This window comes from Bradyrhizobium acaciae (genome assembly GCF_020889785.1).
GTDB classification, from domain to species: Bacteria; Pseudomonadota; Alphaproteobacteria; order Rhizobiales; family Xanthobacteraceae; genus Bradyrhizobium; species Bradyrhizobium acaciae.
The window spans coordinates 1-15,164 of sequence record NZ_JACMYK010000164.1 but is presented as its reverse complement, the minus strand read 5'-3'; the positions used below and the strand labels follow the sequence as shown (position 1 = coordinate 15,164).

Here is a 15,164-nt window from a genome sequence, read left to right as displayed (position 1 = left end):
AATGGCAAGCCGCACTGCGAAGCCCCGATCCCCTGGCGGGTCAACCGAACAGTCGCATCAGCAAGGCCTTGCCGACCGGCGCGGCGCGCACGCCGTGGAAGGCGCGGACATATTCGCCGGCATAGAATGCGCGCACGACATTGATCCGGGTCGCGACTGCGTCCTCGAAGCGGACGCCGAAGCCGTCGCCGGTGCGGCGGACCACGAGCGCGGCGACGTTCTGGCCATAGACATTGCACTTGATCGAGGCGCCGACGGCCGGCGGCGCAGGATCGACGAAGCGCGCACCTGAGATCGAGATGTCGGCCATCCGCACCAGCCGCGACTCCGTGCCTTCCTGAATCAGAATCGGCTCGTCGCGCTCGAAGCGCTCGGCCTTCCTGCGCCGCGGCTGCTCGATGCAGATGAAGCACACGATCGCCAGCACGACACAATTGTACAGGCTCCAGCCGAGCGCCAGCCCGCCATACGCGATGTTCTCGCCGCGCAGATGCAGGATGAATGCGTAGGCGATCGCGAACAGCGTGATCAGCAAGGCGCCACCATAGAGCCGCAGCAGCGGCCATTCGATGAAGCGGCGATTGCGGTCACCGCCCTTTGCCGTCACCTTGAATTTGTGGCCCTGCGGCTTGGCGAGCCCGGTCACCACCGCCTTCAGCACCGCGGGCGTGGCGATGTATTGCGAGACGTCGGTCATGATCGCGAGCGAGCGGCCGCGCGAGATCCAGGCCATGGTGAAGGCGTGCCAGACATAGAACGGCATGAAATATTCCAGGAGCTCGAACAGGTCGGCGTGGACCGCCTTGATGCCGAACAGCAAATAGAGCCAGGGCACGATGAGGCCGAAAACCTTGGTGCTGTAGACCGCCGCCCAGCTCATGAAGGCATCGACCAGCGACAGCCGGTCGATGAATGCGAGCTTCGATTGCCGCGAGAACGGCCCGCTGCGACCCCTGAAGATCTGCATGAAGCCAAGGCACCAGCGTCCACGCTGCGTGATGTATTCCTTCAACCCTTCCGGCGCGAGGCCTATGGTCAGACGCTCGTTCAGATAGACCGTTCGCAGTCCCTTCTCCTTCAGCCGCAGCGTGACGAGGTAGTCCTCCGTCACCGAATCGATCGGGAAGCCGCCGATCTGCATCAGTCCGGAGAAGCGGATCAGCGACGAGGTGCCGCAGCAAAACGCCGTGTCCCAGGCATCCTTGGCCGGCATAAAAATGTCGAAGAAGAAGCGTTGCTCGTCCGGCCACACGTCGGTCGCGGCGAGATTGGTCTGGATCGGATCCGGATTGATGAAGTGCTGCGGCGTCTGCACCACGCCGACGGTGCTGTCCTGCATCAGGCTGATCGCCCTGATCAGGAAGTCCGGCATCGGGACAAAATCCGCATCGAGGATCGAGACGAACTCCGGTCGCACCGGCAGCCCCGATACGTGCTGGAGCGCGTGATTGATATTGCCTGCCTTGGCGTGGCGGTTGTCCGGACGGGTCAGATAGTTGCAGCCGAGTTCCTGGACGAGACGGCGCAGCCAGAGCCGCCGTCCATCGTCGAGCACCCAGACGCGATAGTTGGGATAGTTCAGCCCGGTCGCACCGATGATGGTGCGCTCCAGGATCGCCTTCTCCTCATTGTAGGTGCAGATGAAGACGTCGACGAGCGGCGCATCTGTGCCCGCTTTGGATCGGCGAAGGATCGCATTGACCTCGGGCGAGCGGTCGATGGTGCGGCTGAGGAACAGCAGCGACAGGCATACCGCGATCATCGAGGCCGCTTCGGCCACCACGAAGGGATAGCCGATCAGCGCATCGGCGGTGAGAGCCAGCGGCGGCAGGGTGTGTGTGACCCGCCAGACGAAATAGTGGACCAGCAGGACAACCGACATGCCGGCCATCATGACGCGGGCCAGCGTCTGCTCGCGGTGGAGCAAGGGCAGGATCGCAAGGCAGGCACCGAAGGCGACCAACCCGGGCGCGAATGCCGCCATCATGGCTTGGCCGCGTCCGTGTTGAACACCACGCGTCCAGTGCGGCCGACCGCGCAGTCCTTGCCCGTGGTGTCGAGCTCCGGCATCGAGACCGTCACCCGATACGGTTCCTTGTTCAGCGCATCCGGATTGATCGCAAGGTTGGCGGGCGCGCCCGACGCGCCGGTGAGGTTGACGATCTCACCTTGGATGGCGGCGCTGCCATCGTTTGGCTCGAAGCTCGCCTGGCCACCGAGCCTGAGGCGGTTGTAAACGCTCTCGGTGACGTTCGCAGTGACCACGGCACCGGTGCAATCGAGCAGCTTGAGCAGAGGCTGCCCGGCCCTGACGTCTTCGCCGGGGGACGTCATCATCTCCCAGATGCGTCCGCCGACCGGCGCCTTGATGTCGGCCTCGGCCCGGTTGACGTAGTGCAGCTGCTCCGCGGCAATCTCGTGCGTGAGCCAATCGATCTCCGCATCGGAATGCGCCAGATCGGCGCGCAGATCGCTGACGCGCTGGCGCATCTCCTCCTCGCGCTGCACGGAGCTCGGCCGGTCATTGTAGCTGTCGCCGAGATAGGTGCCGTTCTTCGCTGCCGTAAGCTCGACCTTGGCGGCATCGAGCCGCCGCTGCGCGCCGATCTCGGTCTGCTGGGCGATCGACTGCTCGCGCGTCAGCCTGGCCATTTCAACCGTCGAGACGCTGCCCGATTTGATCAGCGACGAGGCGCGCTCGACCGCCGCGGTCGCTTCCTCCCGCCGCGCGGCCGCGGCCTCGATCGCGGTCTGGATTTCGGCGATACGGGCCTGGAGCTGGAGAATGCGGCCGTCACGGAACTGCCCCGCCTGGCGGGCAAGGTCCTGTTGTGCCGTCTCGGCGGCTGCAAGCTTGGCGGCGAGACTCGGGCGCTCGTTCTCCAGCCGCGACATCTGCCGCCGGAGATCATCGAGCCGCACGCGATCGCCGCGCACGTTGACGACATGAAGGATCGCATCGCCTTCTTGAACCACGCTGAGATGCGTGGAGCCTTGTTGTGGCTTCGCGCTCACGGTGCCGTCGATCGGCGAGCGCAGGGTCACGATCCTGGCATTGACCACGGCCTCGACGCTCGAGGTCTGCAACACGGCTCTCAGCGGCAGCCATCCGAAGATGGCGACGATGGCAAGGCCAATGCCGATCTTGAGCAGGCGCCGCAGCATCCGGCCTGAGCCCGAGGGCGCTTCGGGATGGAGTGCGCTCTCGCTGACCGGCTCCTCGGGTGCCGGCTGCAGGCGGTCCTGCAAATCGCGCTGCAATCCGCGCGCGCCATCGGCCTCATCCCTGATGACCGAAGCATTGTCTTCGGGAAATGACGTCTGCTGCTGTGCCTGATTCATGATGACCGGCCCCTGATCTGTCAGTGCGCGAACCAACGCGCAGCTCAGCGGAGTGATGCCGTTGCCGGACAGATCCAATAATCGGGTGCTTCAAAAGCAGCTAAAGCGAACTGGGCGTCTTTCAGAAAAATTGCTGCAATTTGCGATGGTCGGGAGTCCGGAGCGGGAGGGACGTTGTCGACCTGCTCCACCCGTCATGCGGGAGGCGGCCTGAAAAAAGTGGAGCCCGGAATCCTTCAGGGGCTAGACGGGGACTGGATTCCGGGCTCTCACGGAGGCTGTGTTTCGGACCCGTCTTGCGCGACTCTGGCGTGAGCAGCCAGCGCATCGGTCCGACAGCCTGCCGGGACTAACATCCAAAACGAGGCGACTACGACCCTGAATCCGGCACGCCTGCTTGCGCATGCAGCACCATCAGGCCCGCCCCCAACCAGGCCAGGTAGCTCGCCTGACAGACCACAACGCCCAAATCGAAGACGTCGAGCATATCGATCCAGGAATTGTCGGCCGGCACGCTCGCGACTTGGTTTCCACCATCGACAACGGACGGCAGGAAGCCGCGGTTGCGTCTCTGACGCATGGCCTCGTGCCCGGCGGCATCGGAGCACAGGATCAGATGCAGGCGCCGATCGGGCATTTCAATCTCCCGTTCTCTGATTGGCGATTGCCGAAGCCCGGAGACCTCTACCGTCATCGAGTTACCCAATAAGCGTAGTGACCAGGCGGAAACTGGCCATTGAACGGAGGTTGATCCGGCCGTTACATTCGGATGGGGACGACATACTTAGGTTTAGCCGCAACCTGAACCTGATCAGGTCCGCTGATTGCGCTTTCCGCGCGACCTCCTGCCACGCGGGCGGAATGCCAAAAAGGCCCGCGCGACGCCGTCCAGACGCCGAGAAAGCTGCTAATGTGCAGTCTGTTAGGAGGGCGACGTTGTCGCCGCTGATGGTAGCGGTCACCTAGCGACGCAGCGCGGCCCGCGATGGCCAAGTGCTACAGCCAAGTGCTGGTGCTGCCGATGATGCGCATCCCGACCACAAGGTCCTGGTCGGCCGAGCAATGGCTGCTCGGTGGCATGGTGCTGGCCTTGGCGGCAACCTGCATTGGCCTGCTGTTTGGTCCGCAGCCTCCGACTTCCGCCCATCTGATTGCCCTGGCGCTGCTCGTCGCCTCGCTTGCCGCCGCATTGCTGGTGATGCGTGTGGCGGCGGGCCGCGCCAACAGGCAGATGGAAGCGATATCGCGCGGCCAAGCCGGCGGCGAAGAGCGCGCGATCGAGGCATTGCGGAACAGCGAAGCGCAGTGGAAGGAGGTGTTCGAGCACAACCCGGTCATGTACTTCATGGTCGACGCAGCGGGCCTCGTGCTGTCGGTCAACACGTTCGGCGCTGCACAACTCGGCTATACCGTCGACGAACTGCTCGGACAATCCGTGCTTCGGGTGTTTGCCGCCGAAGACCGCGATATGGTCCTGCGCAACGTCGCGGCGTGCCTCGACAATATCGGCCGGACCCACAATTGGGAAATCCGCAAGGTTCGCAAGGACGGCTCAAGGCTTTGGGTTCGTGAGAATGCCAAGGCCGTGCAGCGGCACGACGGTCAGGTCATCGTCCTGATCGCATGCGAGGACATTACCGAGCGCAAACACGCCGAAAATGCGCTGCAGCAGAGTGAGATGTACCTGACCGAAGCCCAGCGACTGAGCCACACCGGCAGCTTCGGCTGGCATGTCGCCAGCGGCGAGATCATCTGGTCGGAAGAGACGTTCAGGATCTTCGAGGTCGAGCGGGTTCCCTCCATCAAGCATGCCACGGTCCTGCAACGTGTCCATCCGGATGATCGCGCCCGCGTGCAACGGACCATCGACCGCGCCTCGCTCGACGGCAAGGACTTCGAGCACAGCTACCGTTTGCTGATGCCCAATGGGGCGATCAAATATGTCCACGCCAGGGCGCACGCGGTGACCAACCTCTCGGGCGACACCGAGTTTATCGGCGCCGTCACAGACGTGACCGCCCGCAAGCGAGCCGAAGCCGAATTGCACGAAGCGCAGACCAACCTCGCGCATGTCACGCGCGTGACGGCGCTCGGCGAACTCGCGGCATCGATCGCCCATGAAGTGAACCAGCCGCTTGCCGCCGTGGTCGCCAACGCAGCCGCATGCCTGCGGTGGCTCAACCGGGCGGCGCCCGATCTGAACGAGGCGCGCGGAGCCGTCAGATCGATCATCAACGACGGCAACCGGGCGGGCGAGATCATCCGGCGCGTCCGCGCATTGGTGAACAAGAAGACCGATCAGAAGGCGCCGCTCGACATCAATGAAGTCATCAACGAGGTGACCAGTCTGGTGCAGCATCAGTTGCAGAGCGACCGCGTATCGTTGCAGCTGGACCTCTCTCCCGCGCTGCCGCCTGTCGTCGCCGACCGCATCCAGCTGCAGCAAGTCATCCTCAACCTGGTCATCAACGGCATCGAGGCGATGCAGCCGGTCACGGACAGGCCGCGCCAACTCGTGATTCGGACGCGCCATGACGATGCCGGGCAGATCGTGGTCACGGTCACCGATTGTGGTGTCGGCATCGCGACCGAGAATGCCGAGCGGCTGTTCGACGCCTTCTACACCACCAAAGCCAGCGGCATGGGAATGGGGTTGTCGATCTGTCGCTCGATCGTCGAAGCCCACCGGGGCCGGTTGTCCGTGACCGGAAATGTCGGCCCCGGCGCGACATTCCAGTTCACGCTGCCACTGCGTCAGGAGGATCATGCATGGTGATCCGACGCGCGGCATCGCCTCTTGCAAACGCGGAGGATCCGATCGTGTTCGTCGTCGACGACGACGCGTCGATGCGGGACGCCCTGAGCAATCTCTTCCGGTCCGTCGGCCTGCGCACCGCGGCGTTCGGGTCGGCGCATGAATTTCTCCAGCACAGGCTCCCGGATGTCCCGAGCTGCCTGATCCTGGACATCAGGCTGCCCCGGCTGAGCGGCCTCGACTTTCAGGCGGAGTTGGCCAAGGCCGCCATTCATATTCCGATCATCTTCATGACCGGCCACGGCGATATTCCGATGACGGTGAGGGCCATGAAGGCCGGTGCCGTCGACTTCCTGACCAAGCCGTTCCGCGACCAGGACATGCTCGATGCCGTCACGACGGCGATCGAGCGCGACAGAAATCGCCGCGACGAGGCCAGGGCGCTCGCAGAGTTGCGCACGGCCTTCGCGGCCCTGACCCCTCGTGAGCGTCAGATCATGAGCCTCGTCACCACGGGGCTGATGAACAAGCAGGTCGCCGCCGAAATCGGCGTAGCCGAGATCACGGTCAAGATCCACCGCGGGCACATCATGCGGAAAATGGCGGCGAAGTCGTTGCCTGATCTGGTCAGGATGGCACAGACCCTCGGGATCGGGCCGGCATCCGGCGGCGGCGCACAAACCTAAGTATGATTCTCCGGCCCCGGCCGGCGACGCACTGTGGCCCCATGAACGCGCACCCCAGGGGGCCCTGGCCGCTCCAGGAAGAACCTTTCTTGTCCAACCCAGTGATATCAATCGTCGACGATGACGCATCGGTCCGCGCCGCGACCCACAATCTCGTCAGGTCGCTTGGCTACGCGGTCCAGACCTACGCGTCCGCCGAAGAATTCCTGCATTCGCCGCAACTGCATGACACATCCTGCGTGATCGCGGATGTCAGGATGCCGGCGATGAGCGGGCTCGACCTGCAGGCCCGCCTGATTGCCGACGGACGGCGCTTTCCGTTCATTTTCATCACGGCATTTTCCGTCGAAGCCGATCGAGCCCGCGCCATGGAGGCGGGAGCGATCTGTTTCCTGATCAAGCCCTTCGACGGAGACGCGCTGATCAGATGCCTCGATACCGCTCTCGCGCAGCACGGCACCGCGACGAGCGAATGAGTTCACATCGCCTATACGCAAGGATAATGCCGTGAAACATCTGGACGGGTTGTGCAGGGACGGCGGGGGCGCGAGATTTGGCATCGTCCGTCGAGACGATCGGCGGCATGAACAGCATCGGACAATCTGATTGGCAAATGGCAATTCCTCGGAGGGAGGCGGCCATGCGTGCGGAACCGCGCTGCGCCCAATGCGACAGCGAAGAGCCCAAGATCATCTGCTTGCGAAACCCGGCGGACGAACGTTACTGCGGACGGCTCTGCCTCTACAAAGGTCAGGAGAACTTCATTCGCTGGCTTTGGCGGGCGGAGGCGGAGGCCGTATCATGAGCAGCCGCTGCGGGAACCCGGAATGCAGGCGGCCCTTCGGACTGATCCGCCATAACTGGCACCTCGAGCAGTTTTGCTCAACCAAGTGTCGCGAAATCTACAAGCGGCAATTGGAGCGCAACAAGGCCTATTGGAAGTGGCTCTATCCCTTCGCCGGAACCGGCAGCCCATCGAGAAAGCCGATCTGACGGCGAGAGTCCGATTTTTGTCTTGACGCGTTTTCTTCACGCGAACCGGCGTCCACTTCGCTCGAAAACGCTCTCGCAACGCTCGAAGGGAAATCCGATGACGACGGACGATGCGATGCTGGCAGGAGCGATCCTCGCATGGGTGCCCTCGCTCGTTGTGTTCCTCTACATCGTGCGTGATCTGCGAAACATGCCCGGCGAAGACCTTGATTGACCACCTCACCGGCAGCTAAGCCGGGTCACCAACCTCCACGCCCTCGTGGCGCAGCAGCCAGCGCTTGCGTTCCAGTCCGCCGCCATATTTGACCAGCGAGCCGTTGGCGCCGATCAGGCGGTGACAGGGCACGACGACGCTGATCGGGTTGGATCCATTGGCATGACCGACCGCACGCATCGCCTTCGGGACCTTCAGCTTCGCCGCCAACGCGCCGTAGCTCATGGTTGTGCCGGGCGCAATTTTCGGCAGCGCATGCCAGACCTTCTGCTGGAACGGCGTGCCGGCCACGCGCCATTCGACCTCCGTCAGCCGCGCGAGATCGCCTTTGAAATAATCGGCAAGCGCCTTGCGCATCACAGCCGGCGCGCTTCCGTCCTGCAGCGTCACGGCACCATAGTGCAGCCGGAGCAGGTCGAGCATGCGCCCTTCATAGTCGTCCCAGTCGAGTGCGCGCAGCACGCCGCGATCATCGGTCACCAATAGCGCCGTGCCGATCGGCGTCGTGAGGCGGTCGAGATTGAAGGTCTGTGCGGTCTTGCGGTCGGCCATTGTCATTGCTCTGAATCGCTCGGCATACAATTTACCGTCCGCATGCTAGCGTCCACCCGAATTCCGGGTGGAGCGTTTTCGAGCAAAGGGGACACCGGTTCGCGTGAAGAAAACGCGTCAAGACAAGAATGTTGAGCTTCGGTTCTGATTCAATCAGAACCGAAGCTCTGGGGGACCGAACATGCTTTGGCTAGCCAATCTTCTGGTCGCGGTCGTGGCCGCGCTGCACGTCTATTTCCTTGTGCTCGAGATGTTCCTGTGGACCAAGCCGCTCGGGCTGAAGACCTTTCGCAACTCGATCGAGAAGGCGACCGACTCGGCCGTGCTCGCCGCCAATCAGGGGCTCTACAACGGCTTCCTCACCGCCGGACTGGTCTGGGGCCTCGTGCAAGACAATCCAGCCTTCGCGTTGCAGATCAAGACATTCTTCCTGCTGTGTGTGATCGTCGCCGGCGCCTATGGCGCCGCCACGGTGAGCCGCCGCATCCTTTATGTGCAGGCGGCACCCGCCGCGCTCGCGCTGATCCTGCTCTGGCTTGCCTGACGCGACATCGCGCGCAAGGGCATTGTCTTGCAATGCCCACGACGTTCCTCCATCATCCCTGACAACGGTGACATCCGCCGGCCTGAGCTTGCGGACAAGATCACCGGCAACAGGGAGGTCACGGACATGAGGAGCGTGCAATTGCTCGCTGCGACAGCGCTTGCCATCGCGTTGTCGGTTACATCGGCCACCGCGCAGAAGAAATACGACACCGGCGCCACCGACACCGAGATCAAGATCGGCCAGACCGTGCCGTTCTCGGGCCCCGCATCCGCCTATGCCGGCATCGGCAAGACCCAGGCGGCCTACCTCAAGATGATCAACGATCAGGGCGGCATCAATGGCCGCAAGCTGAACCTGATCCAGTATGACGATGCCTATTCGCCGCCGAAGGCGGTCGAGCAGGTGCGCAAGCTGGTCGAGGGCGACGAGGTCCTGTTCACGTTCCAGATCATCGGCACGCCGTCAAATGCCGCCGTGCAGAAATATCTGAATGCCAAGAAGGTGCCGCAGCTGCTCGCCTCGACCGGCGCCTCACGGTTCTCGGATCCGCAGAACGCGCCGTGGACGATCGCGTTCAACCCGAACTACCAGTCCGAAGGGCGCATCTACGCCAAATACATCCTGGCCAATCACCCCAATGCCAAGATCGGCATCTTCTACCAGAACGACGATCTCGGCCGCGATTACATTACCGGCCTGAAGAGCGGGCTTGGCGACAAGGCGGCCAGCATGATCGTCGCCGAAGTCTCCTATGAGCTGACCGACCCGACCGTCGATTCCCAGATCGTCAAGCTGAAGGCCGCCGGTGTCGACCTGCTCTATAACGCATCGACGCCGAAATTCGCCGCGCAGGCGATCCGCAAGGTCGCCGACCTTGACTGGCACCCGGTCCACATCCTCGACATCAATGCGAGCCCGGTGTCGGCGACGCTGAAGCCCGCCGGCCTCGACATCTCCAAGGGCATCATCTCGACCAACTACGGCAAGGACCCGGCCGATCCGCAGTGGAAGGACGATCCCGGTGTGAAGGCCTATTTCGCCTTCATGGACAAATATTATCCGGAGGGCGACAAGCTCAACACCGTCAACACCTACGGCTACTCGACGGCCGAGCTCCTGATCCAGGTGCTCAAGCAGTGCGGCGACGACCTCACCCGCGAGAACCTGATGAAGCAGGTGACCAGCCTGAAGAAGTTCGTGCCGTCGCTCGCGCTGCCCGGCATGTCGATCACGACGGGGCCGAACGACTATCGCATCAACAAGCAGATGCAGATGATGAAGTTCAACGGCGAGCGCTGGGAGCTGTTCGGCCCGATCATCGAGGACACCGGACCGGCGGGCTAGGTCGCGCCACATCGACACTCCACTCCCTCTCCCCGTTCTTACGGGGAGAGGGTTGGGGTGAGGGGCTGCTTTCGCGCATTCGCCGACAGCAGCACTCGCTGAAACTCCGCCTCACCCGTATCGCATCTTCGATGCGATACGACGTCTCCCGCAGGCGGGGCGAGGTAAAGCGGAGCCCCTGCGCTCCCTGCGCTGCGCCCTTCATTTTGCGGCGCCCCCTACTTTGGTTGACTGAAATTGCTCGCCTTTTCGGCACCGCTCGTCTTGCGTCGCAGCAACGGTTCCTCCAGTATCCCGGCCCAGCGATGGCGACCGCGGGACCTTGATCCCGCGGACAAGATCATCGGCCAACCATCAGTCACGTGAGGGAAACAGCATTATGAGGAATGGGATTTTCCACCTGGTTACGGGAACGGCGCTCGCGATCGCGCTGTCTGCAACGTCGGCCTCCGCGCAGAAGAAATACGATCCCGGCGCGAGCGACACCGAGATCAAGATCGGCCAGACCGTCCCCTTCTCCGGACCGGCCTCCGCCTATGCCTCGATCGGCAAGACCCAGGCAGCCTATTTCAAGATGATCAACGATGCCGGCGGCATCAACGGCCGCAAGATCAACCTGATCCAGTATGACGACGCCTATTCGCCGCCCAAGGCGGTCGAGCAGGTGCGCAAGCTCGTCGAGAGCGACGAAGTGCTGCTGACCTTCCAGATCGTCGGCACGCCGTCGAACGCCGCGGTGCAGAAGTATCTGAACGCCAAGAAGGTGCCGCAGATGTTCGCCGCCACCGGCGCCTCGAAGTTCACCGACCCGAAGAACTTTCCCTGGACGCTCGGCTTCAACCCGAACTACTTCGTCGAGGGCCGCATCTACGGGCAGTACATCCTGAAGGAGCATCCGAACGCCAAGATCGGCATCCTCTATCAGAACGACGACCTCGGCAAAGACTACCTGAACGGCATCAAGGCCGGCCTCGGCGACAAGGCCGCCAAGATGGTCGTGGCCGAAGCCTCCTACGAGGTGTCCGACCCGACCATCGATTCCCAGGTGCTCAAGATCAAGGATGCCGGCGCCGACCTGTTCTTCTCGGCCTCGACGCCGAAGCAGGCCGCGCAGGCGATCAAGAAGATCGCCGAGCTCGGCTGGCATCCGGTCCACATCGTCGACATCAACGCGACCTCGGTCGGCGCCGTGCTGCAGCCGGCGGGCCTCGAGGCCTCCAAGGGCCTGATCTCGACCAACTACGGCAAGGATCCGGCCGATCCGCAGTGGAAGGATGATCCGGGCATGAAGCGCTATTTCGACTTCATGGCCAAGTATTATCCCGACGGCGACAAGAACTCGAACTTCAACACCTATGGCTACTCGACCGCGCAGCTGATGGTGCATGTGCTGAAGCAGTGCGGCGACGACCTGACGCGCGAGAACGTGCTGAAGCAGGCCACCAACCTGAAGAACGTCGACCTCGACATGGCGCTGCCCGGCATCAAGGGCAACACCACGCCGAACGACTATCGCGTCAACAAACAGCTGCAGATGATGCGCTTCAACGGCGAGCGCTGGGAGCTGTTCGGCCCGATCCTCGAGGATGCCGGCCCGGCGGGCTAGTGGTTCGCGCAGGCTTGAAATGCAATCGGCGGCCTCCGGGCCGCCGATTTGTTTTTGGGCTACCGCCTGTCACCATCACTCTGAGAGAGCTGCGACACTTCGCACCGTCGTCATCGCGAGCGAAGCGAAGCAATCCACTTCCTTGCCTGTGGAGCGATGCATTGCTTCGTCGCTATGCTCCTCGCAATGACGCGGATAGGGCATTGCGTTCCCTTACCGTCACCCTGAGGAGCCGCGAAGCGGCGTCTCGAAGGGTCGACGGCCCGGCTGTGGCGGTGCACCCTTCGAGACGCGCGGACCCTGTCATCGGGCCGCGCTTTGCGCGGACCGGTGGCGCTCCTCCAGCGACAACGGCAAAGCCGTTGCGCGGGGGTGACGGGGATGGTGAGTACTCGCTGCTCGCGCGTCTACTTCGGAATCTCACCAAAGTTCTTGCCGACCGGCAGCACCGCATGCCGGATCAGCCGCGAATCCTCCACGGCGGCCTGGCGGTGCTTCACCGCCTCGCGATAGACGGGATCGCGGATCATTTCGACGAAGGCGGCAACGCTCGGATACTCCGCGATGAAGCAATGATCCCAGCGCTCCTCGTGCGGGCCGATCAGCATCAGCTCGAACCGGCCCTGCCAGACGATGCGGCCGCCGAGCCGCTCGAACACCGGCCCGCTCTCGCGGCCATACGCGGCGTAAGCTTCCGCGCCGGTTGCCTTGCGGCCGTCGGGATAGGCGGCGGATTCGCGCAAGCGCACCAGGTTGAGCATGTGGATCGGGCCCGGCCGGTCGTTGTCCCGGAATTGCGCAAACACGTCTTTGGTCGGATCGATATGGCCCATGCGGTGCTCCTTTGTTTTCTTGTTCCATCCATATTTAGCACGCGCCGCCCCACCTCCTAATCCCCCGTTAAGCTTTGCGTAACCGCCCCTTAAACCGGGAACGCTAGCGTTCGCGCGTACAGGGTGTGAGCGTTGCGGATGGCGTGGGGACGTAAAAAAGGCGGTGGACGCAAGGAGCCGCTGTTCGGGCTTCCGGCCGCGCTTGCCGACCTCAGACTGTCGCCCTCCGATCGCATTCCCGGCGGCGGCGACGACAAGCCCGCCAAATCGAAACCCAGGAACAGCGAAAAGAGCGCCGACAAGAGCAACGATTCCGGCAGCGAGAGACCGCGCCCGCCGCGCAGCGGCAGCAAGCGGCGCAGCAAGTCGCGCGGCCTCAGTATCGGCCGGCTGTTCTATTGGACCGCGGTGCTCGGACTCTGGGCCGGCATTGCGGTGATCGGTGTCGTGGTGTGGGTCGGCGCCCATCTGCCGCCGATCCAGTCGCTGGAAATTCCCAAGCGCCCGCCGACGATCCAGATCGTCGGCATCGACGGCAGCGTGCTGGCGCAACGCGGCGAAATGGCCGGCGCCAACATAGCGCTGAAGGATCTGCCGCCCTATCTACCGAAGGCCTTCATCGCAATCGAAGACCGCCGCTTCTATTCGCATTTCGGCGTCGATCCGGTCGGCATTTTACGCGCAGCCGTTACCAACGTGCTGCATCGAGGCGTGTCGCAGGGCGGCTCGACCTTGACGCAGCAGCTCGCCAAGAACCTGTTCCTGACCCAGGAACGCACCATGCAGCGCAAGCTGCAGGAGGCCGAGCTCGCGCTGTGGCTGGAACGCAAACACTCCAAGAGCGAGATTCTCGAGCTTTACCTCAACCGGGTCTATTTCGGTTCCGGCGCCTACGGTGTCGAGGCTGCCGCCCAGCGCTATTTCGGCAAGTCGGCGAAGAACGTGACGCTGCCGGAAGCCGCGATGCTCGCGGGCCTCGTCAAGTCGCCGTCGCGGCTGGCGCCGAACCGCAACCCCGAAGGCGCGGAACAGCGCGCCCAGGTCGTGCTCGCGGCGATGGCCGACGCCAAGTTCATCACCGATGCCCAAGCCAAGGCCTCGATCGGCCAACCCTCGATCGCGGTGAAGCCGGCCGGCGCCGGCACCGTGAACTATGTCGCCGACTGGATCGGCGAAGTGCTCGACGATCTGGTCGGCCAGATCGACCAGGACATCATCGTGCAGACCACGATCGATCCGAAGCTGCAGAACGTCGCCGAAGCCGCCGTGATCGATGAACTCGCCGCCAAGAGCGTGAAGTTCAATGTCAGCCAGGGCGCGCTGGTGGCGATGACGCCCGACGGCGCGGTGCGCGCCATGGTCGGCGGCCGGAACCATTCCGAGAGCCAGTACAATCGCGCGGTCACCGCGAAGCGGCAGCCGGGCTCGTCATTCAAGCCGTTCGTCTATTTGACCGCGGTCGAGTCCGGATTGACGCCGGACACGATCCGCACCGACGCGCCGCTCGATATCAAGGGCTGGAAGCCGGAGAACTACACCCACGAATATTTCGGCTCGGTCACCCTGACCCAGGCGCTGGCAATGTCGCTGAACACGGTCGCGGTGCGGCTCGGCGTCGAGGTCGGTGCCAAAAACGTGGTGCGCACCGCTCACCGGCTCGGCATTTCCTCCAAGTTGGAGCCCAACGTCTCGATCGCGCTCGGCACCTCGGAAGTGTCCGTGCTCGAATTGGTCGGCGCCTATGCACCGTTCGCCAATGGCGGCTACGCCGTCTCGCCGCATGTGGTGACCAGGATCAAGACCAGCTCGGGCAAGCTGCTGTATGACCGCCCGGTCGATCCGCCCAACCAGGTGATCGAGCCGCGCTATGACGCGATGATGAACACCATGATGCGCGAGACGCTGATCTCGGGTACCGCGCGCAAGGCGGAGATCCCGGGCTGGACCGCTGCCGGCAAGACCGGCACCAGCCAGGATTATCGCGACGCCTGGTTCATCGGCTACACCGCCAAGCTCGTCACCGGCGTCTGGCTCGGCAATGACGACAATTCACCGACCAAGAAGGCGACCGGCGGCGGGCTGCCCGTGGAAGTGTGGAGCCGCTTCATGAAATCCGCGCATCAGGGCGTGCCTGTCGCGGCGATCCCGAACTCGCAGGGCAGTTGGGGACCGGCGAACCTGATGCAGATCTCGTCACAGATATCGGCGCCTTCAGCGCCGACGGGCCCGATGCAGATTCAACCGCCGATGCAGGCGCCGCCGCCATCGCCGCCGGTCCCGTCCGGCGGCGGC

14 protein-coding genes are annotated in these 15,164 nt (G+C 63.5%); 9 read left to right on the top strand and 5 right to left on the bottom strand.

What is annotated here, in order from left to right:
• Positions 1–40: 40 nt before the first annotated feature.
• The 3 genes from H8A92_RS35270 to H8A92_RS35260 all read right to left on the bottom strand — a co-directional run bounded on the left by H8A92_RS35270 (position 41) and on the right by H8A92_RS35260 (position 3,979).
• Entirely contained in the window at positions 41–1,987 is a 1,947-nt protein-coding gene (locus H8A92_RS35270) for a glycosyltransferase (protein ID WP_229199936.1), read from the bottom strand.
• Complete coding sequence (locus H8A92_RS35265) at positions 1,984–3,342, bottom strand: HlyD family secretion protein (protein WP_229199935.1); 1,359 nt, start codon at positions 3,340–3,342, stop codon at positions 1,984–1,986. Before H8A92_RS35265 ends, H8A92_RS35270 begins: the two co-directional genes overlap by 4 nt.
• A 370-nt stretch (positions 3,343–3,712) precedes the next feature.
• Positions 3,713–3,979: a hypothetical protein gene (locus H8A92_RS35260; protein WP_229199934.1), complete on the bottom strand. Its 267-nt coding sequence runs from the start codon at positions 3,977–3,979 to the stop codon at positions 3,713–3,715.
• Between the two features lie 348 nt (positions 3,980–4,327).
• Between H8A92_RS35260 and H8A92_RS35255 the strand changes: the two genes are divergently transcribed.
• From H8A92_RS35255 to H8A92_RS35235, 5 genes are all read left to right on the top strand, one after another.
• Positions 4,328–6,118, top strand: a complete 1,791-nt coding sequence (locus H8A92_RS35255; protein ID WP_229199933.1) for a PAS domain-containing sensor histidine kinase — start codon at positions 4,328–4,330, stop codon at positions 6,116–6,118.
• A complete protein-coding gene (locus H8A92_RS35250; RefSeq protein ID WP_229199932.1) occupies positions 6,112–6,783 on the top strand; it encodes a response regulator transcription factor in 672 nt (223 codons plus the stop codon). The genes H8A92_RS35255 and H8A92_RS35250 overlap by 7 nt, the downstream gene beginning before the upstream one ends.
• 101 nt (positions 6,784–6,884) lie before the next feature.
• A complete protein-coding gene (locus tag H8A92_RS35245; RefSeq protein ID WP_229199937.1) occupies positions 6,885–7,259 on the top strand; it encodes a response regulator transcription factor in 375 nt (124 codons plus the stop codon).
• A 164-nt stretch (positions 7,260–7,423) separates the two neighbouring features.
• Complete coding sequence (locus tag H8A92_RS35240) at positions 7,424–7,588, top strand: hypothetical protein (RefSeq protein WP_229199931.1); 165 nt, start codon at positions 7,424–7,426, stop codon at positions 7,586–7,588.
• Positions 7,585–7,776 (top strand): hypothetical protein, encoded by a 192-nt coding sequence (locus H8A92_RS35235; protein ID WP_229199930.1) that lies wholly within the window; start codon positions 7,585–7,587, stop codon positions 7,774–7,776. The genes H8A92_RS35240 and H8A92_RS35235 overlap by 4 nt, the downstream gene beginning before the upstream one ends.
• Positions 7,777–8,005: 229 nt before the next feature.
• On the opposite strand, the gene H8A92_RS35230 is transcribed toward H8A92_RS35235, so the two are convergent.
• Positions 8,006–8,542 carry a methylated-DNA--[protein]-cysteine S-methyltransferase gene (locus tag H8A92_RS35230; RefSeq protein ID WP_229199929.1) on the bottom strand — a complete coding sequence of 179 codons (537 nt, stop codon included), beginning with the start codon at positions 8,540–8,542 and terminating at the stop codon, positions 8,006–8,008.
• Between the two features lie 181 nt (positions 8,543–8,723).
• Here H8A92_RS35230 and H8A92_RS35225 point away from each other — a divergent pair, with 181 nt between their 5' ends.
• The 3 genes from H8A92_RS35225 to H8A92_RS35215 all read left to right on the top strand — a co-directional run bounded on the left by H8A92_RS35225 (position 8,724) and on the right by H8A92_RS35215 (position 12,039).
• On the top strand, positions 8,724–9,086 hold the full coding sequence (locus H8A92_RS35225; protein ID WP_229199928.1) for a DUF1304 domain-containing protein: 363 nt from the start codon (positions 8,724–8,726) through the stop codon (positions 9,084–9,086).
• A 126-nt stretch (positions 9,087–9,212) separates the two neighbouring features.
• A complete protein-coding gene (locus H8A92_RS35220; RefSeq protein ID WP_229183370.1) occupies positions 9,213–10,433 on the top strand; it encodes an ABC transporter substrate-binding protein in 1,221 nt (406 codons plus the stop codon).
• 379 nt (positions 10,434–10,812) lie between these two features.
• Positions 10,813–12,039 carry an ABC transporter substrate-binding protein gene (locus tag H8A92_RS35215; protein ID WP_163156742.1) on the top strand — a complete coding sequence of 409 codons (1,227 nt, stop codon included), beginning with the start codon at positions 10,813–10,815 and terminating at the stop codon, positions 12,037–12,039.
• A 407-nt stretch (positions 12,040–12,446) separates the two neighbouring features.
• On the opposite strand, the gene H8A92_RS35210 is transcribed toward H8A92_RS35215, so the two are convergent.
• A complete protein-coding gene (locus H8A92_RS35210) occupies positions 12,447–12,872 on the bottom strand; it encodes a DUF1330 domain-containing protein (protein WP_229199927.1) in 426 nt (141 codons plus the stop codon).
• A 138-nt stretch (positions 12,873–13,010) separates the two neighbouring features.
• Between H8A92_RS35210 and H8A92_RS35205 the strand changes: the two genes are divergently transcribed.
• The coding region (locus H8A92_RS35205; RefSeq protein WP_229199926.1) for a transglycosylase domain-containing protein at positions 13,011–15,164 on the top strand (2,154 nt) is incomplete at its 3' end.

Coding starts and splice junctions, on each gene's coding strand:
- H8A92_RS35270 (WP_229199936.1), bottom strand. CDS start 1,987: ATGATGGCGGCATTCGCGCCCGGGTTGGTCGCCTTCGGTGCCTGCCTT.
- H8A92_RS35265 (WP_229199935.1), bottom strand. CDS start 3,342: ATGAATCAGGCACAGCAGCAGACGTCATTTCCCGAAGACAATGCTTCG.
- H8A92_RS35260 (WP_229199934.1), bottom strand. CDS start 3,979: ATGCCCGATCGGCGCCTGCATCTGATCCTGTGCTCCGATGCCGCCGGG.
- H8A92_RS35255 (WP_229199933.1), top strand. CDS start 4,328: ATGGCCAAGTGCTACAGCCAAGTGCTGGTGCTGCCGATGATGCGCATC.
- H8A92_RS35250 (WP_229199932.1), top strand. CDS start 6,112: ATGGTGATCCGACGCGCGGCATCGCCTCTTGCAAACGCGGAGGATCCG.
- H8A92_RS35240 (WP_229199931.1), top strand. CDS start 7,424: ATGCGTGCGGAACCGCGCTGCGCCCAATGCGACAGCGAAGAGCCCAAG.
- H8A92_RS35235 (WP_229199930.1), top strand. CDS start 7,585: ATGAGCAGCCGCTGCGGGAACCCGGAATGCAGGCGGCCCTTCGGACTG.
- H8A92_RS35230 (WP_229199929.1), bottom strand. CDS start 8,542: ATGGCCGACCGCAAGACCGCACAGACCTTCAATCTCGACCGCCTCACG.
- H8A92_RS35225 (WP_229199928.1), top strand. CDS start 8,724: ATGCTTTGGCTAGCCAATCTTCTGGTCGCGGTCGTGGCCGCGCTGCAC.
- H8A92_RS35220 (WP_229183370.1), top strand. CDS start 9,213: ATGAGGAGCGTGCAATTGCTCGCTGCGACAGCGCTTGCCATCGCGTTG.
- H8A92_RS35215 (WP_163156742.1), top strand. CDS start 10,813: ATGAGGAATGGGATTTTCCACCTGGTTACGGGAACGGCGCTCGCGATC.
- H8A92_RS35210 (WP_229199927.1), bottom strand. CDS start 12,872: ATGGGCCATATCGATCCGACCAAAGACGTGTTTGCGCAATTCCGGGAC.